At 60.7% G+C, this 15,808-nt stretch carries 18 protein-coding genes; 10 read left to right on the top strand and 8 right to left on the bottom strand.

Going from position 1 to position 15,808, the window contains the following annotated elements; genetic code table 11:
- Positions 1 to 6: 6 nt before the first annotated feature.
- Both AB8B29_RS28675 and argH read right to left on the bottom strand, forming a co-directional pair.
- Positions 7 to 879 carry an amino acid ABC transporter permease gene (locus tag AB8B29_RS28675; RefSeq protein WP_037197004.1) on the bottom strand — a complete coding sequence of 291 codons (873 nt, stop codon included), beginning with the start codon at positions 877 to 879 and terminating at the stop codon, positions 7 to 9.
- A complete protein-coding gene (gene argH, locus AB8B29_RS28670; RefSeq protein WP_051963490.1) occupies positions 876 to 2,330 on the bottom strand; it encodes an argininosuccinate lyase in 1,455 nt (484 codons plus the stop codon). The genes AB8B29_RS28675 and argH overlap by 4 nt, the downstream gene beginning before the upstream one ends.
- Positions 2,331 to 2,502: 172 nt before the next feature.
- Between argH and AB8B29_RS28665 the strand changes: the two genes are divergently transcribed.
- Positions 2,503 to 3,405, top strand: coding sequence for a LysR substrate-binding domain-containing protein (locus AB8B29_RS28665; protein ID WP_037197003.1), 903 nt, complete (start codon positions 2,503 to 2,505; stop codon positions 3,403 to 3,405).
- Between the two features lie 31 nt (positions 3,406 to 3,436).
- Here AB8B29_RS28665 and AB8B29_RS28660 read toward each other — a convergent pair whose 3' ends face one another.
- Together AB8B29_RS28660 and AB8B29_RS28655 are read right to left on the bottom strand one after the other, a co-directional pair.
- On the bottom strand, positions 3,437 to 3,847 hold the full coding sequence (locus tag AB8B29_RS28660) for a GNAT family N-acetyltransferase (RefSeq protein WP_080760442.1): 411 nt from the start codon (positions 3,845 to 3,847) through the stop codon (positions 3,437 to 3,439).
- Positions 3,848 to 3,930: 83 nt separating this feature from the next.
- Positions 3,931 to 4,122, bottom strand: coding sequence for a hypothetical protein (locus tag AB8B29_RS28655; protein WP_141694166.1), 192 nt, complete (start codon positions 4,120 to 4,122; stop codon positions 3,931 to 3,933).
- A gap of 4 nt (positions 4,123 to 4,126) precedes the next feature.
- Here AB8B29_RS28655 and AB8B29_RS28650 point away from each other — a divergent pair, with 4 nt between their 5' ends.
- On the top strand, positions 4,127 to 5,296 hold the full coding sequence (locus AB8B29_RS28650; RefSeq protein WP_037197000.1) for an aminotransferase: 1,170 nt from the start codon (positions 4,127 to 4,129) through the stop codon (positions 5,294 to 5,296).
- Here the strand turns inward: AB8B29_RS28650 and AB8B29_RS28645 are convergent.
- From AB8B29_RS28645 to hutC, 3 genes are all read right to left on the bottom strand, one after another.
- A complete protein-coding gene (locus AB8B29_RS28645; protein ID WP_047552557.1) occupies positions 5,288 to 6,637 on the bottom strand; it encodes an LLM class flavin-dependent oxidoreductase in 1,350 nt (449 codons plus the stop codon). The genes AB8B29_RS28650 and AB8B29_RS28645 overlap by 9 nt on opposite strands.
- Positions 6,638 to 6,741: 104 nt before the next feature.
- A complete protein-coding gene (locus tag AB8B29_RS28640; protein ID WP_092577326.1) occupies positions 6,742 to 7,683 on the bottom strand; it encodes a LysR family transcriptional regulator in 942 nt (313 codons plus the stop codon).
- Entirely contained in the window at positions 7,680 to 8,423 is a 744-nt protein-coding gene (hutC, locus tag AB8B29_RS28635) for a histidine utilization repressor (protein WP_092577323.1), read from the bottom strand. The genes AB8B29_RS28640 and hutC overlap by 4 nt, the downstream gene beginning before the upstream one ends.
- Positions 8,424 to 8,654: 231 nt before the next feature.
- Between hutC and AB8B29_RS28630 the strand changes: the two genes are divergently transcribed.
- The 4 genes from AB8B29_RS28630 to AB8B29_RS28615 all read left to right on the top strand — a co-directional run bounded on the left by AB8B29_RS28630 (position 8,655) and on the right by AB8B29_RS28615 (position 11,675).
- Positions 8,655 to 9,482 carry a transporter substrate-binding domain-containing protein gene (locus tag AB8B29_RS28630; protein WP_037196995.1) on the top strand — a complete coding sequence of 276 codons (828 nt, stop codon included), beginning with the start codon at positions 8,655 to 8,657 and terminating at the stop codon, positions 9,480 to 9,482.
- Positions 9,483 to 9,580: 98 nt separating this feature from the next.
- Positions 9,581 to 10,222 (top strand): amino acid ABC transporter permease, encoded by a 642-nt coding sequence (locus AB8B29_RS28625; protein ID WP_037196994.1) that lies wholly within the window; start codon positions 9,581 to 9,583, stop codon positions 10,220 to 10,222.
- Positions 10,219 to 10,887, top strand: coding sequence for an amino acid ABC transporter permease (locus AB8B29_RS28620; protein WP_047552547.1), 669 nt, complete (start codon positions 10,219 to 10,221; stop codon positions 10,885 to 10,887). The genes AB8B29_RS28625 and AB8B29_RS28620 overlap by 4 nt, the downstream gene beginning before the upstream one ends.
- Entirely contained in the window at positions 10,884 to 11,675 is a 792-nt protein-coding gene (locus tag AB8B29_RS28615) for an amino acid ABC transporter ATP-binding protein (RefSeq protein ID WP_047552543.1), read from the top strand. The genes AB8B29_RS28620 and AB8B29_RS28615 overlap by 4 nt, the downstream gene beginning before the upstream one ends.
- 80 nt (positions 11,676 to 11,755) lie before the next feature.
- Here the strand turns inward: AB8B29_RS28615 and AB8B29_RS28610 are convergent, their stop codons facing one another.
- Positions 11,756 to 12,424 (bottom strand): GntR family transcriptional regulator, encoded by a 669-nt coding sequence (locus tag AB8B29_RS28610; protein WP_051963522.1) that lies wholly within the window; start codon positions 12,422 to 12,424, stop codon positions 11,756 to 11,758.
- A 111-nt stretch (positions 12,425 to 12,535) separates the two neighbouring features.
- Between AB8B29_RS28610 and AB8B29_RS28605 the strand changes: the two genes are divergently transcribed.
- The 4 genes from AB8B29_RS28605 (at position 12,536) to dapA (ending at position 15,801) form a co-directional block, all read left to right on the top strand.
- On the top strand, positions 12,536 to 13,183 hold the full coding sequence (locus tag AB8B29_RS28605) for a GntR family transcriptional regulator (protein WP_439006899.1): 648 nt from the start codon (positions 12,536 to 12,538) through the stop codon (positions 13,181 to 13,183).
- 106 nt (positions 13,184 to 13,289) lie between these two features.
- A complete protein-coding gene (locus AB8B29_RS28600) occupies positions 13,290 to 14,126 on the top strand; it encodes an ABC transporter substrate-binding protein (protein ID WP_092577321.1) in 837 nt (278 codons plus the stop codon).
- A 72-nt stretch (positions 14,127 to 14,198) separates the two neighbouring features.
- Positions 14,199 to 14,894 carry an amino acid ABC transporter permease gene (locus AB8B29_RS28595; RefSeq protein ID WP_037196988.1) on the top strand — a complete coding sequence of 232 codons (696 nt, stop codon included), beginning with the start codon at positions 14,199 to 14,201 and terminating at the stop codon, positions 14,892 to 14,894.
- Between the two features lie 16 nt (positions 14,895 to 14,910).
- Positions 14,911 to 15,801, top strand: a complete 891-nt coding sequence (gene dapA / locus AB8B29_RS28590) for a 4-hydroxy-tetrahydrodipicolinate synthase (protein WP_092577318.1) — start codon at positions 14,911 to 14,913, stop codon at positions 15,799 to 15,801.
- Positions 15,802 to 15,808 lie beyond the last annotated feature (7 nt).

The raw sequence follows: 15,808 nt of genomic DNA, 5'->3' as shown, positions 1-15,808 counted from the left end.
TCGACCTCACATGGACGTTTTGATCGATTTCGAGCCGCGCCCGAAATAACGCTCGATATAGTGCTGGCCAACCGACAGGACGGAGACAACGGCGAGATACCAGAAGCTGGCAACGAGCAGCAGCTCGAGAACGCGGGTATTGGCAAAGTAGATGATCTGGGCGTTGTGGAGGATTTCGGCATACTGGATGACGCTTGCAAGCGATGTCAGCTTCACCATGCCGATCACTTCATTGCCGATCGGCGGGACCATCACGCGCATGGCCTGCGGCAGCACGATGCGGCGTAGCATCTTCATCTGCGTCATGCCGATGGTCCGGGCGGCCTCGTATTGGCCGCTATCGACGGAGAGCAGCCCGCTTCGGACGACCTCGGAGGTGTAGGCGCCCTGGGAAATGCCGAGGCCAAGCATGGCGGCGACGAAGGGCGTCATCACGTCAACGGTTCGGAATTCGATAAGGCCGTGGATGCCCATGGTCGGAAAGATCAGCGCCAGGTTGAACCACAGCATCAGCTGCAGCAGCGCCGGCGCTCCACGGAAGATCCAGACATAGCCGATGGCGATGTAGGAGAGCACCGGATTGCCGGAAATGCGCATGATGGCGATGAGGACGCCGAGCACGATGCCAACAGCCATGGCGGCTACGGTCATCAGCAGCGTATTCGTGAGACCATCGAGAATGGCTGGCGCGAACAGAAACTCGCGAACGTAGCTCCATTCTATCTGGCCGACGCTGAAAGCACGCACCAGCCCCGCGAGCAGGACGAGGACGATGGCGGCGGCGACCATGCGGCCGATATGCCGCTTCGGCACCAGGCGCAGATGGGCGATCTCGTATTTGTCATCGGTGGGGGAAGGGCTGGCGCTTGCAACTGTCATCGGCTTCGAAGCTCCTGAGGGTCGTTCTCTCCATGCGTGGCTTTAGACACTCCGGCAAAGATGCGGCAGGCGGTGATTGCCGTTTTGAAGCGGGCAATCTGTTCGCGTACGCGAACCGGCGCAGTGGCGCCGTAACCGGTGCGGCTGGCAAGCGCCTTGTCGAGCGTGATGGCGGCAAGCATATCCTTGTTCAGCCGCGGATCGATCTTCGGCAGGTCGTCTTCGGTGAGCCCGGCAAGATCGTGGCCGCGTTCCTCGCAATAGCGAACGACCGCGCCGGTTATCTCATGCGCCTCGGCGAATGGCACGTTCTGGCCGACCAGCCAGTCGGCGACCTCGGTTGCGAGCGTGAAGCCCTTGGGAGCCTCCTCACGTAGCTTGTCGACATCGAATTCCAGTGTTGCGACCATGCCGGCAAAGGCTGGCAGGATCAATTCGAGAACGTCGATCGTTTCGAACAGCGCGCGCTTGTCTTCGGCCAGGTCGCGATTATAGGCGAGCGGCATGGCCTTCATGGTGGCGAGGAAGCCCGTGATGTTGCCGATGAGAGTGCCGGACATGCCGCGCGTCAATTCGGCGATATCGGGGTTCTTCTTCTGCGGCATGATGGAGGAGCCGGTGGAATAGGAATCGTGCAGCCGCACCCAGCTGAACTGCTTGGAGCTCCAGATGCAGATTTCCTCCGCCAGCCGCGACAGGTCGACCGCGACCAGCGAGCAGATAAACAGAAACTCGGCGACATGGTCGCGGGCGGCGACGGCGTCGATCGAGTTTTCGCAGGCGGCCGAATAGCCGAGCTCAATGGCGGACAGGTCGGGACGGCAGGCGATGCCGGAGCCGGCAAGTGCCGCCGCGCCGAGCGGCGAGCGGTCGAAGCGACGGTCCCAATCTTCGAAGCGCTGCAGGTCGCGCAACAAGGACTGGGCGTGCGCCATCAGGTGGTGACCGAGGACGATGGGCTGGGCCGGCTGCAGATGGGTGAAGCCCGGCATGACAGTCTCGGCATGGTGCGAAGCCTGCTCAGTCAATGCTTCCTGGACCGAGATGATCTCCCGCGAGAGCTCGCGCGCCATGCGGCGCAGATAGAGGCGCGTGTTGTTGGCTGTCTGGTCGTTGCGGGACCGTCCGGCGCGAAGCTTCCCGCCGAGCGCGCCGAGGCGTGCCATCAGCAGGCGCTCCAGGAAGGTATGGACATCCTCGTCGCCCGCGATCGGTTGCTGATGACCGCCGGCGACATCCGTCTCGATGTCGTCAAGGGCAGCTCGGATCGCTGCGAATTCGCTTTCGTCGAGAACGCCGGCGCGCTTCAGTTCGGAAGCATGCGCGCGGGAGCCCGCGATATCCTCCCGGAAAAGGCGGAAATAGGACAGCGGCGCGCGTGACAGATTGGCCAAGGCCTCGGACGGTCCGGACTTGAAGCGCCCGCCCCATAGCTGCGTGGGCTCAGACATTGATGTCCCCTGTTTGTTTAAACTTTTGGCAATGCTCCTACGTGCTGATTTAATCGGCAAGCGAAGTTATTTCACTACGCTATGACAAAACCGACTAGCTCGAATTTCATCAGTGGATTATTGAAATGGGCCGAGGAGATGTAGCCATGATCGGCGCTCCTGCGGAGAACTCATGGTATCGGGCCGACAGCACTTGCCTTCGATGACTGCCCTGCAGGTTCTGCTTGCCGTGGCGGAGAGGGGATCGACGAGTGCCGCCGCAGAGAGCACATCCCTGTCCCAGAGCGCCGTCAGCAAGCAGTTGCTCGCATTGGAGGACCTGATCGGCAGTCCGGTCTTCACTCGAACGCCGCGCGGCATGATCCCCACAGAGATCGGTCTGATTTACATCGAACACGCGCGCACCGCGCTGAAGGCGATGGAAGATGCGGCGTTGCGCGTTGCGCGTCTGAAGCCCGGCCCTAGTGTGCTGCGCCTGCAGGTTCTTCCGATTTTCGGCGATCGTTGGCTGCTGCCGCGTTTCGTTCAATTCGCTGAACAACATCCGGAAATTGACGTGCAGTTCACGACCTTCGTGTCACCCACGCAATCGGAGACGGCGGACGGCATATTCCGTTTTCTCATTGCACCGAACAAGGGAGAGACTGCGCAATATCTGTTCGGGCACGAGGTTCTGATCGTCAGCGCGCCATCCTATTGGCAGAAGAATGGCATTCCGGGCACGATCGACGAACTGGCCGAGGGTGTCATGCTGGAACATCCGCAGACGCCGCTGCATTGGCAGCATTTCGCCGAAAGCCACGGAAAGCCCGATATCGCCGTCCATCACATCACGCGGTTCGGCTATTACACCATGGTGATCCGCGCGGCCCTTGCCGGACAGGGGATGGCGTTGATACCGCGCGGCCTCATTCTCGATGAGTTGGAGACAGGTCGACTGATCAGCCCCAATGGCTTCGGCTATCGAAGCGAATACGGATACTGGTTCGCGAAGCCGGAAGACATCTCCCCCGGCGCTTCGATGCGGACGTTCGAGGCATGGCTGATGGGGCAAGCCGAGAGCATGCGCGACTGAGACAGGGAGCAGCGTTGCAACAGGCTGGCGGTCAGATCGTCAGTTCTTCGAGCGCCTTTCCATCAAGGCGATAGAACAGCTTATCGGGTTTGCGCGTGCCGCCGAGCCCGTCGTAGAAATCGAGGAGCCTTGCGTTTTCAGGGTCGGCGGTCCAGTCGATCCGGGCAAGCCCCCGCTCTTGTGCCAGCTCGGCGAGCGCGCGCATGAGGTCTCGGCCCAAGCCGCGGCTGCGTTGCGCGGCGCTTACGAAGAGTTCCTTCAGAAAGATGCCCGGTTTCAGGCCAGGTCCGGGATAGATCCCGGAGAAGGCGGCGAAGCCCAGGGTGGCGTCGTTCTCCTCCACGATCAGGATCTCGGCACCTTGTGGCATTGCCTTGAGCCCGGCAATGATTTCGGCCCGCGACGGACAGGGTACCTGATAATGCGCCTGCATTTCTTCCATGAGGGCGGCCAGTGCCGGCAGTGCTGGATCGTTCGTCAATAGAAGACGGATTTTGGTGGCCACGATTCGCTCCAAGCTAGGTTTCAGGTACCGGACAGACCGTGCGAGCGGAAAGCCTTCTTGTCGCCGAGCTTTAGGGGCCGGATGCCGAAGCCGTCAACATCTTCGATCTGGCAAAACAATCGCCGGCAATTCGCTGAGGAACGGTTTGCTCCGACAAATCGGTTGAGATCGTGACCGATATCGGTGTAGCAATCGGCCTCCAAGGAACCCATCGACATGCCATCCGCAATCCCCAATCCTTTCGTGACGCGGCTTTCGCCGCCACCCATCCCCTCCGTTTTTGCATGGGCGCGCGACTATGCCGGCGCTCACGGGCCGCTGATCGATCTGTCGCAGGCCGTGCCCGGCTATCCCGCCCATCCCGAGATGCTGCGGCTCCTCGGCGAGGCGGCGGCATCGCAGGCCATGACGGGCTATGGGCCGATCGAGGGAGAAACGGTGCTGCGCGAAGCCTATGCGCGGCATGTGAGCGACATCTACGGCGCGTCGATCCAGGCTGCCAATATCCACATCACATCCGGCTGTAATCAGGCCTTCATGTGTGCCGCCATCGCCCTTGCCGGTGCCGGTGATGCGATCGCACTCACAAATCCCTTCTATTTCAATCATGAGACGACCTTGTCCATGCTCGGCATCGAGCGCGTGCTTGTCGAGTGCGATGCGGTCGGCGGCTTCCTGCCGGATGTTGTCTCGGCCGAGCGGGCGCTTGCCGCCGGTGCCCGGGCGCTTGCGGTCGTCACGCCGAACAATCCGACCGGGGCCGTCTATCCGCCGTCATTGCTGCATGATCTTTTTGCGCTTTGCCGGAAACATGGCGCCTGGCTCGTGCTTGATGAGACCTATCGAGACTTTCTTCCGGGCGATTATGGCCCGCCACATGCGCTGCTGTCGGAGCCGGGCTGGGAGGATACGCTCGTCCTGCTCTACAGTTTCTCGAAATCGTTCTGCATTCCCGGCCACAGGCTGGGGGCGGTGACGGCAGGGCCTAAGCTTTTGGGCGAGATCGCCAAGATCATGGACAATATGCAGATCTGCGCCCCGCGCTCCGCCCAGGTGGCCGTGGCTGCCGCCTTGCCGGTGCTTGCCGATTGGCGGGCGGGAAACCGGCTGGAGATCGCGCGCCGGGCGGAGGCGCTGAAGGCCGTGGTGTCCGACCTGCCCGGTTGGGACATCGCCGCAATCGGCGCCTATTTCGCCTTCGTACGGCACCCCTTCGCTGACCAGTCTTCCGCTGAGGTGGCCGAGAGACTGGCAAAGCGGGTGGGTATCGTCAGCATACCCGGAAGCTATTTCGGCGTGGGTCAGGAGCGCTATCTGCGTCTTGCCTTTGCCAATGCTGATGTCGCTTCGATCGGGCTGCTCGGGAGCCGGCTGCCGCTAGGCTGACGGGCTCTTCGCAAACCGGTTGGCCGGCATGGACAGCCCCAGGTTTTCACGAAGCGTCGAGCCTTCGTACTCTTCTCGGAACAGCCCGCGGCGGCGCAGCTCCGGTAGGACAAGCTTGACGAAATCGTCAAGGCTGGAGGGCAGGGTCGGGAACATCAGGATGAAGCCGTCCGCGGCGCGTGTCTCGAACCATTCCTCCATGAAGTCGGCAATCTGCGTCGGCGTGCCGGTAATGCCGTTGCCGGTATGCTTTTCCGCATAGTGGCGGACAAGCTCACCAACCGTGCGCCCGCTTTTGACGAAATCGACGAGTTCGTCGAACAAGGCGCGCGAGCCTTTCGGTGCCGCCGGAAGCCGGTCCATCGGGAAGGGTTGATCCAACGGTACGCCGCGCAGATCGGCCTCGAGGAATTCCGACAGCATCAGCCGGCCGACGTCTGGATGCATTTTGTCAATGAGATAATTGACCTTGGCTTCGGCTTCAGCCTGCGTTTCCCCGACATTGATGACCACGCCGGGCATGATCTTAAGATCCTCCGGGTCGCGGCCATAGGCGGGCATCCGGCGTTTGACATTGGCATAGAAGTCGCGATTGCGGTCGATGTTTGAGGCAAGGCTGAAGACGATCTCGGCGGTGCGCGCCGCCATATCCATGCCGGGTTCCGATCCGCCGGCTTGTGCTATGACAGGCCGGCCCTGCGGCGTGCGGGCGATGTTGAGCGGCCCTCGCACCTGGAAGTGCTTGCCCTTGTGGTTCAGCGTGTGATGCTTCGTCTTGTCGTAATAGACTCCTGTTTCCCGGTCGAGAAGCAGGGCACCTTCCTCGAAACTATCCCACAGGCCGAACACCACATCGACGAATTCGTTGCCGCGCTCATAGCGCAGCGCGTGGGGATCCAGCCCTTCGCGGTTGAAATTATAGCCCGTCTCGTCGTGGTCGGAGGTCACGACGTTCCAGCAGGCGCGGCCGCCGCTCAAATGATCGACCGATGCGAAGAGGCGGGCGACGTTGTAGGGTTCGTAATAGCTCGTCGAGAGGGTGGCGACGAGGCCGAGATTTTTGGTGGTGACGGAGAGTGCGGCCAGGAGCGACACCGGCTCGAAACGGTTCATCTTGGTCGGGATGCGCGCGAGCGCATCCGGATCGCCGACGGCTGCGGCGGGCGAATCCGCCATGAACATGAAATCGAATTTGGCTTCTTCGGATCGTTTGGCGACGTCGAGGAGGTGGCTGAAGTCATTGGCGCCGTGGACGTCACTGGCCGGATGAAGCCAGGAGGCCGGATGGAAGCCGAAGGTGTAGACAAAAGTGCCCAGCTTCATCTTGTCGGTGCGCGCCATGCCGTTCTCCTGATCGCCAAGCTTAAAGTCTGCGCAGATTATCGTCCTGCGATTTTTTTCATCAATATCGCGCCGCTGTCTTTCGTTTTAGTTTTTCTAAAAGTCTACACCGGTGTGGACGGCGCAGATATGCGAGCCTGTTGACGCGAAATCGAAACAAGCCAGTCGCGAAATGCCGGGCCGAAGGGCTTCTGCAGCGCCGCCCTGTCCCAGGCGAGAAAATAGCTTTCGCGTAATGGGATGCGGATATCGACGGGAATGACGAGCGTCTGCGCTTCAAGCTCGTCTGCGATCATCGACATCTGAGCGAGGACGATGCCGCGTTTGTTGACGGCCGCATCGATGGCGCTGCTCGACAGGGTAAAGGAAAGACCGGCGGTGGTCTCCTTGAGTGCCGCCCCTGTCTTCGCGGCGAATTCGCGCCAGCTCGGATAGGGCGTGAAATGGCGCTCCCATTCGACATGCAGGAGTGGATAGTCGAGAAGCCGCGCCGCGGAGGGCGCCTTGCCCTTGATCAACGCCGGCGAGCAGGCGGGGACGACCCAATCGCGGAACAACTCCGTATAGTGTTCGTGCTGCAGCACATCCGATCCATAACTGATGCGGAAATCGATGTCGTCGAAGCCCATGCGCGGTTCCTTGTCGCGGCCGACGATCCTGACATGGGCGTCCGGATGAAGGGCCTGCCAGTCGAAGATCCGGCGCCCGATCCACTTGTTGACGACGGAAGACAGGGCGCTGAGAACCAGGGCATTCTCATTGCGTGCCCGTTCCAGTATCTGCTCCGCAAGCGCGAATTGCTCGAAGCCCTTCGATATTTCCTGGTGGTAGAGCCGCCCCCATGGGGTGAGCTCCACGGTACGGCCGTTGCGCTCCAGCAGGGTCACTCCAAGAAAGCTCTCGATCTTGCGGATCTGCTGGCTGATCGCGCCGGGGGAAACCTTAAGCTCCAGGGCCGCGGCGCTCACGCCGCCGCAACGGCCGACGGCTTCGAAGGCCTGCAAGCCCTTGAGCGGAACTGTCCTGATAGCCTGTTTCTCGGTCAAGAGGCGCTTCTCCGCGGCAGTTGATCCCTGACGCCTCTCTCAGTCGGATGAAAGTCGCCGGCAAACTGGAAACGGTCGCCGGGATGAATGATCTCGACATAGGTGACCGTGCGGCTGTTCTGCCACGTCTGGCGGATGAGTGTCAGGCAGGCGTCGCCGCGCTCGGTCTCAAGCAGGCGTGCCGTGGCGGCATCGGCCGATACGGCGCGGATGACATGCCTCGCCTTCGACCAGGGCACCATGTCGAGCAGCCATTTGCCTGGAGGCACCGAGGCAAAGCCTTCGGTTCTGGCGGATGGCACCATGGCGAGCATGATGATGCGTCGCTCCAGCGCGTTCGGCTTGCCGTCCACCGCATGCAGGCAGTGAAGCCGCAAGATTTCCGCTCCCGTCGGTTCGCCGAGCTGTGTCGCGGTGACAGCATCCAGCGTCTCGATTTTTCGCATCAGGATCCTGTAGCTGTGGTCATGCCCCGCCAACTCGGCTTCCGTTGAGATGTCCTGAATATCCATCACCGTTCGGTCGATCTGCCGCGCGGCGACGAAGGAACCGACCTTGCGGCGGCGTATGATCATGCCGCGCTCCGCCAAGGCCGACAGCGCCTTGTTCACGGTCATCCGAGAGCATTGATACTCTTGCACCAGTTCGTGTTCGAAGGGGATGCGATGACCAGGCGGCCAGGCGCCGCTCATGATCCTGGCTTCGATGTCTTCGAAAATTCTCCGATGAATTGAGACCAATGCTCACCTCGATCCAGCCATGACATTCAGTTGCTGCGAAAGCCGCTTTTGCTAGGTCCATTGCCGCTGTACGGCATAAATCTTGCGTCCAATGAGTTTAATGTTTGACAGTGTAGGCCAGCCTGTATCTATTTGTATAGACAAAAGCGGGTCATAGAAATCCGCTTGGCGGGACAACGCTTGGGGAACCTGGACCTTCCACCGGAAGGGCAAAAAACTGGAGAGAAAAACATGAGGATGAATTCGCTTCTGAAGGGGCTGGTCGGCGCCGCATTCTTGTTTGGCGCGACGATTTCCGCCCATGCGGCCGACACGCTTGCCGCCGTAAAGGCCGCCGGCACCTTGAAGGTCGGCACCGAGACGGCCTTCGCACCCTTCGATTTCATCGATGCAGGCGAACATGTCGGCCTGAACGTCGATCTCTTCGCTGAGATCGGCAAGGAACTCGGCGTGAAGATCGAATGGGTCACGCTGCCCTGGGATGGCGTCTTCCCGGCGCTCGAAGCCGGCAAGTTCGACGTCGTCGCAGGCCCGGCGACGATCACCAAGAAGCGCATGGAACGCTATCGCTTCACGCCGCCGCTCGCCGAGGCGACCATCGCAATCCTGAAAAAGGCTGGCGACAAGACGATCAACAAGCCGGAAGATATTGCCGGCAAGAAGATCGGCGTCGGCAAGGCGACCGCCCAGCTCGATCAGCTCAAGGAATTTTCCGAAACCCTGCCGACCAAGGTCGACATTCGCGAATATCCGGCCTTTACGGAGTCCTATGCGGACCTCGCGGCCGGCCGCATCGCCGGTGTCGCCAACTCGCTGCCGAATATCGCTTTCGTTGCCAAGCAGCGCGAAGGAACGTTCGAAGTCGTGCTGCCGCCCTTCGGCAAGAAATCCTATTTCGGCTTTATCGGCCTGAAGGATGCCGATCATGCGCCGCTGATGGATGCGATCGATGCTGCCATGCTGAAGATCAAGGCTGACGGCCGTATGGCGACGCTGCAGAAGAAGTGGTTCGGCGCGAGCTTCGACACCCCGGATTCCGTCAAGGACCCGGCATTCTGATCAGCCATCGGAAATCGGCCATGCCCGCGGCAATGTCGGGGCATGGCCGAGAAATGCGACCGCACCTTTCTGGCCGTCAAGCGGGCGAAATCTGAACCATGTCCATCAAGCTCTTCGAGTTGCTCTTGCAGGCGTCGATCTACACGGTGACGATCAGCGTCGTGTCGATCCTCATCGGCTTTGCGATCGCGATTCTTCTGTCGGGAATGCTGCTGTCGGGGCGCGGTCTCTTTGTGCGACCTGCCCAGATTTTCATCAGCTTCTTTCGCGGCGTGCCACTGCTGGTGCAATTGCTGCTGATCTACAATCTGCTTCCGGGCATCGGCATCAATGTGCCGAGCATAGTCGCCGCGATCATCGGCCTGTCGCTCTGCACGGCAGCCTATCAGGCTGAAAATTTGCGCGGCGGCTTTGCCAGCGTGCCTCTCGGCCTTGTGGAGTCGGCGGAGATGGTCGGCCTGACGCCACGCCAGACCTTTCGCCGCATCAAGGTTCCGATCGCCCTGCGCCTCACATTTCCCGCTCTCGTCAACGAGGCGATTCTCATTCTCAAGGCATCGTCGTTGGTCTCAGTGGTCGGCATCGTCGAGCTGACCCGCATGGCACAGGATCTCGCCGGCAGCACCTTTCTGCCGCTGCAGCTCTTCGCATCCGCCGGCCTCATCTATCTCGTCATCAACTGGTTGGTGGCGCTTGCCGGCGGCCTGATCGAAAGCCGATTGCCCGGAGTGCCGCGATGACCTTCGACATCAATGTCATCATCGGACAGTGGCCGGCCATCGTCAGCGGCGCTGGCGTGACGATCATGATCTGGATACTGGGCACGATCGCCGCGGCCATCATCGGCTTCCTCATGGCAGTCGCCCGGCAATATGGCGGCATGTTGGTCGATAAGGCGCTGGGCGCTATCGTCGCCGTGCTGCGCGGCACGCCGTTTCTCATTCAGATCTTCCTGGTCTATTACGGCGGTCCCTTCGTCGGGCTGGATCTCGATCCCCTGCCTGCCGGATTGATCGGTATTTCGATCTACGGCGCGGCGTATTTCAGCGAAATCTTCCGCTCCGGCTTCCAGGCCGTGCCGAAGGGTCATATCGAGGCCGGCGAATGTGTTGGCCTGACGCGAGGGCAGATCGTCTGGCGCATTCTGTTGCCGGAAATGACGATGCTGGTGCTGCCGCCATCCGTGAACATGGTGGTCATCCTGATGAAGGAGACGGCGGTTCTATCCATCATTACGGTGCCGGAGCTGACTGCAACGTTGAGCGCGATCGGATCGCAGCAATATGCCTTCGTCGAAGCGCTTTCAGCGCTGGCGCTCTTCTATTGGGTGCTGGTCGAAGTCACCGGCTGGCTTGGCAATCTTGCCGAAACGAAACTTTCCAGATTCAGGTTTTTCAACGCATGAGCGTCCCCGCGATCGCAGTCAGCAATCTCGTCAAGACTTTCGGAGAGACCACGGTCCTTCATGGCATCGATCTTATCATCGAGCCGGGGCAGGTTTCCTGCCTCATCGGCCCATCCGGCTCCGGCAAGAGCACGCTTTTGCGCTGCATGGCTTTTCTGGAGGAGGCAACGCGCGGGACGATCGCCATCAACGGCGAGGTGCTCGGTTTCACCGAGGATTCGCAAGGACGGCGCGAGCGCATTTCGGCTGCCGCCAATCGTGCGATCCGCGCCCAGATCGGCATGGTGTTCCAGCAGTTCAATCTCTGGCCGCACATGACCGCGCTCGGCAATGTCAGCGAGGCGCTGAAGACGGTTCACAAGATGAGCCGGAAAGCGGCCGAGGATGCGGCGATGGCGCAACTCGTCAAAGTGGGTTTGGAAGCGCGGGCAGGGCACTATCCCTCGCAGCTGTCGGGTGGACAGCAGCAGCGCGTGGCGATCGCCCGTGCCCTGGCGTTGAAGCCGAAGATCATGCTGTTCGACGAGCCGACCTCATCGCTCGATCCGGAGCTGACGGGTGAGGTCCTGAACGTCATGCGCGATCTGGCGGCCGAGGGCATGACCATGGTTGTCGTCTCGCACGAGATAGGTTTCGCCGCAACGGTCGGCCAGCAGATCATCTTCCTCGACCACGGCAAGGTATTGTTCACCGGGCCGCCGCAGGAAGTCTTCAAGAAGCCGAGAAATCCGCGTCTTGAGCAGTTCCTCGATACCTATCTCGATCGTGGCGCCTCGATGCTGCTTTAACTTATCGGCGATCCCGCGGGCATCGGCCCAAATACGGAGCTAGGTTGCCCGATAAGGCAGTTCCGCGCGTCTTGGGATCACTACTCCAACTGTTCTCTCGCAAAGCTGATCAGGCTTTCGATATGAACCGCAACTGCAGACCGCGTTTGTTCTGCATCCCCGCGTTCCAGCGCCTCGATGATGACGAGGTGCTCGGTTGAATCGGGCTTCAGCCGATCCTTCAGCCGGTCGATCTCGAACAGGCGTGTGGTGGCGCGCAGTTCGCGCAGTACTTTCGCCATGACCGCGTTGGCGCAGTGGTCGATGATCAGATTGTGCAGGTTGTCGTCGGAGACCCAGTGCGCATCGGTGTGATAGGCCGTTGCATCGAGAAGCTCATGGATCTCGCGCCTGACGGCGATCAACTGCCGGCGCGGAATATTGGGGATTGCCAGCACTGCGGCCTCGGGCTCGATCAGCAGGCGAAGCTTCAGGCTCTGTAGGTACTCTCCGATATCAACCCGGCGAACCACATAATTGCGGCCATCGCCTTTGCGCACCAATCCTTCGCCCTCGAGCCGCTGCAGGGCTTCCCGCAGAGGCGTCCGGGAAATGCCGAGGGCTTCGGCCAGCCTTGCTTCGACAATGACCTGTCCGCCTTTCAAGCGGCGATGGCGAATCATGTCGGACACGGCCTTGTAGGTCAGCGAGGCAAGATTGTGCTGCGTGCCCGCTGGCTGCGTATCCGGCAAGATTGAAATATCTGTCACCTTTACCTCATTTCGCGTGTTGAGGGCGCGACCGTGCAACGACGCACTTTCTTCCAGTCGGCTGGTGTTACATATGATAGCCCAACTCGCAAACAACGAAAAAGGGGTCTCATGGACGATCGCTTGAACGACGCGGAAGACGAAAGCCTTGCGGAGGAGACCTATCGCCTGCTTCTAGCCGATATTCTTTCGGCCCGGCTCGCCGGCGGATCGGTGGTGCAGCAAAGGCGGCTTGCCACCAAGCACGCGGTATCGCGCTCGCCGATGCGGCATGCGCTCGGCCGCCTCGAGGGGGAGGGGCTGCTGGTCCGCAACGACAAGGGGGTGCTTTGCGTCCGGGTCATCACGCTGAAGGACTATCTCGACAGTCTGTCGATGCGAATGCTGCTGGAGCCGAGCGCGGCGGCGGCCGCCGCCCCTCATATGCCCGTGGAGGCGTTGACGTCGCTTTCCGCAATGCTCGATGCAATCGAAGCCGATCCGGACCCGGATCAGGAACTCGTCTGGCAGTTTGATGATGCTCTGCATATGTCCATCGCCAATGAGAGCGGCAATTCCTTCATGGCCGCCACGATCGGCGAGATGCGGCGCTATACCACGATCTTCGAAAGGCAGATGGCAGTGATCCGGGCAAAGCCCGACATGGCCGAGCATCGGGCAATCCTCACGGCTTTGTCGGCGGGCGATCCCGAGGCGGCGCGGCAGGCAATGGCCCGTCATCTCGATGCGGTCCGACAAGGCGTTCTCACAAATTACTGACAGCTTTCGCGACAGCACTTGCATCGGCGGCTGAATTTTGTATAAAAGTGGGATCCCAGATGAATGCAACTTTGGGACACCAATAAAAACAACTCCAGAGGTCATCATGTTCCGAATTCAATTGTCCCGCGGCGTTCTTGCCGCCTCATTCCTAGCTCTGACGACATCGCTCGCTCTTGCCCAATCCTGCGCGCCGAAGGTTGCAGCCGGCGAGTTGATCACGCCGGGCAAGCTCGTCATGTCGACCAATCCGACGCTGCCGCCCTTGCAGTTCATCGACTCCAGCGGCGAGCTGAAGGGCATGCGCATCGAGCTCGGCACCGAGATCGCCAAGCGCCTCTGCCTTCAGCCGGAATATATCCGCATCGAGTTCTCCGCGATGGTGCCTGGCCTGCAAGCCGGCCGCTGGGACATGATCAACACCGGCATCTTCTTCACCGAAGAGCGCGCCAAGATCATGCAGATGATCCCCTATGAAGACCAGGCGATCAGCGTGTCGATCGCGCCGAATTCCACCAAGAAGGTTGCCAGCAAGGACGACCTTGCCGGCATGACGATCGGCGTCGAAATCGGCGGCTTTGAGGAAACCAAGACGCGTTTGCTCGACAAGGAATTGCGCGATGCCGGCAAGCAGGGCTTGACGATCCAGACCTTCGACAATTTCGCGCTTGCTTATCAGGCTTTGCGTGCCGGGCAGGTCGACGGCGTCGTATCGATTGATGCCGTCGCCAAGGAATATGATGCGCGGGGCGACTTCAAGCGCGCTCTCAGCGGCCTCTATCCCGCGCCGGTCGCCGTCGCCTTCAAGAGCCCGGCCCTTGCCGATGCGGTATCGGCGACGCTCAAGGCAATGAAGGCCGACGGATCGCTGAAGGCGCTGTTCGACAAGTACGGATTGCCTATGGTGTCCGGTGATTATTCCGTGAAGGGCCCTGGCCGCTGATCGGCTTGATCGGTCCATCGGAATGGCGATGCGCGGGTCTGTCGCGCTCGCCTTGAGCAGAAAGCTACGTTCATGACGCTTTGGAGCTGGTCGGGTTTCTTCGGATACCTGTTTAATCCCTTCATTCTCGGTGGGGTCTTCACGACCATATGGCTGACCGTCGTGTCGCTGACGGCGGGTCTTATCCTTGGATTTGCCCTTGCCCTGATGCGGCGATCACCCTTCCGGTCGGCCAAGATCCTCGCCAAGACCTATATCTGGCTGTTTCGCGGCACGCCGCTGCTCGTCCAGCTCATCGCAATCTACACGGCGCTGCCGCAGTTCGGCATTCGCTTCACCGTGGTCGAGGCGGCCTTGATCGGGCTTGCGCTCAACGAAGCCGCCTACCTTGCGGAAATCATCCGCGCCGGCATCGAGGCGGTTCCGGAAGGGCAGGCCCGGGCCGCGCGAGCACTCGGGATGACGGAACGGCAGATCATGCGCCACATCGTCATGCCGCAAGCCTTCAAGGTCATCATTCCGCCGCTTGGAAACTCCGTCAACGGCCTGCTGAAGACGACCTCCGTGACGTCGGTCATCTCCATGGAGGAGCTTCTGAGGCGAACCCAGGTTCTCATCCAGGAACGTTTCATGGTGCTGGAGCTCTTCGCGGTGGCGGCCATCTACTACCTCCTTCTGACCACGCTCTGGGATTTCTTCCAGAACCATATCGAGAAGCGCTTCGGTCAAGCCACCAACTCGCGGCTTTCCATCACCGAGAAGCGCTAGAACCAGGATATCTGACATGACTAGGAAGTTTCGCGGTGTCTATACCGTGATGATCACGCCGCTGGACGCGAATGGCGCCGTGGACCTTAAGGCGCTCGCCGCCTTCACCGATTGGCAGGTGCGCGAGGGCATACATGGTCTCATCCCGCTCGGCTCGACCGGCGAGTTCCTGTCGCTGAGCGAAGAGGAACGCGACGGGGTCGCAAGGACGGTGATCGAAACCGTCGCCGGCCGCGTTCCGGTATTGATCGGAACCGGTGCGGAAGACACGCGCGAATGTGTTCGTCTGAGCCAAAAGGCGGAAACCATGGGCGCGGATGGCGTCATGATCATTCCGCCCTTCTATTCCACGCCGACGGATGACGAACTCGTTCATCACTACCGCACGGTTGCTTCTGCAATTTCCATTCCGATCATGGTCTACAACAACCCGGCGACAGCCAATGTCGATTTGAAGCCGGAGCTGGTGAAGCGCATCGCCGAGATTAGAGGTTGTGACTATATCAAGGAATCGACCCTCGAAGTAACGCGAGTGCGTGACATCATCCGTCTGGCGGGTGAGGATATGACCGTCTTCGGTGGTATCCTCGGTTTCGAATCCTTCGTGATGGGGGCTGAGGGCTGGGTGGCGGTTGCATCGAACGTCGCGCCGGGACCGATGGCTCGGATTTTCGAGCTCGTCGCGGATGAGAAGAAGATCGATGAGGCGCGCGCTCTTTACCTGAAGTGGCTGCCAATCATCCAGGCCGTGGGCGGGCAGGCCTATGTTGCCGGTTCGAAGTCGCTGCTGACGCATATGGGCTTTGCCGCCGGAACACCACGGCCGCCGCGGCTGCCGTTGCCGCCCGCACAGGATGAGGCCATGAAGAAGCTGGTTTCGGACTTCGGTCTGACATTCGGCGCCTGAGGATCGA

Origin of the sequence: Rhizobium sp. 11_C7_N12_5 (genome assembly GCF_051811145.1) — a bacterium.
Lineage (GTDB): Bacteria > Pseudomonadota > Alphaproteobacteria > Rhizobiales > Rhizobiaceae > Rhizobium > Rhizobium lusitanum.
The sequence above is the reverse complement of the archived record's forward strand: the minus strand, read 5'-3'. Positions and strand labels throughout refer to the sequence as shown.

Coding starts and splice junctions, on each gene's coding strand:
- AB8B29_RS28675 (WP_037197004.1), bottom strand. CDS start 879: ATGACAGTTGCAAGCGCCAGCCCTTCCCCCACCGATGACAAATACGAG.
- argH (WP_051963490.1), bottom strand. CDS start 2,330: ATGTCTGAGCCCACGCAGCTATGGGGCGGGCGCTTCAAGTCCGGACCG.
- AB8B29_RS28665 (WP_037197003.1), top strand. CDS start 2,503: ATGGTATCGGGCCGACAGCACTTGCCTTCGATGACTGCCCTGCAGGTT.
- AB8B29_RS28660 (WP_080760442.1), bottom strand. CDS start 3,847: ATGGAAGAAATGCAGGCGCATTATCAGGTACCCTGTCCGTCGCGGGCC.
- AB8B29_RS28655 (WP_141694166.1), bottom strand. CDS start 4,122: ATGGGTTCCTTGGAGGCCGATTGCTACACCGATATCGGTCACGATCTC.
- AB8B29_RS28650 (WP_037197000.1), top strand. CDS start 4,127: ATGCCATCCGCAATCCCCAATCCTTTCGTGACGCGGCTTTCGCCGCCA.
- AB8B29_RS28645 (WP_047552557.1), bottom strand. CDS start 6,637: ATGGCGCGCACCGACAAGATGAAGCTGGGCACTTTTGTCTACACCTTC.
- AB8B29_RS28630 (WP_037196995.1), top strand. CDS start 8,655: ATGAGGATGAATTCGCTTCTGAAGGGGCTGGTCGGCGCCGCATTCTTG.
- AB8B29_RS28625 (WP_037196994.1), top strand. CDS start 9,581: ATGTCCATCAAGCTCTTCGAGTTGCTCTTGCAGGCGTCGATCTACACG.
- AB8B29_RS28620 (WP_047552547.1), top strand. CDS start 10,219: ATGACCTTCGACATCAATGTCATCATCGGACAGTGGCCGGCCATCGTC.
- AB8B29_RS28615 (WP_047552543.1), top strand. CDS start 10,884: ATGAGCGTCCCCGCGATCGCAGTCAGCAATCTCGTCAAGACTTTCGGA.
- AB8B29_RS28605 (WP_439006899.1), top strand. CDS start 12,536: ATGGACGATCGCTTGAACGACGCGGAAGACGAAAGCCTTGCGGAGGAG.
- AB8B29_RS28600 (WP_092577321.1), top strand. CDS start 13,290: ATGTTCCGAATTCAATTGTCCCGCGGCGTTCTTGCCGCCTCATTCCTA.
- AB8B29_RS28595 (WP_037196988.1), top strand. CDS start 14,199: ATGACGCTTTGGAGCTGGTCGGGTTTCTTCGGATACCTGTTTAATCCC.
- dapA (WP_092577318.1), top strand. CDS start 14,911: ATGACTAGGAAGTTTCGCGGTGTCTATACCGTGATGATCACGCCGCTG.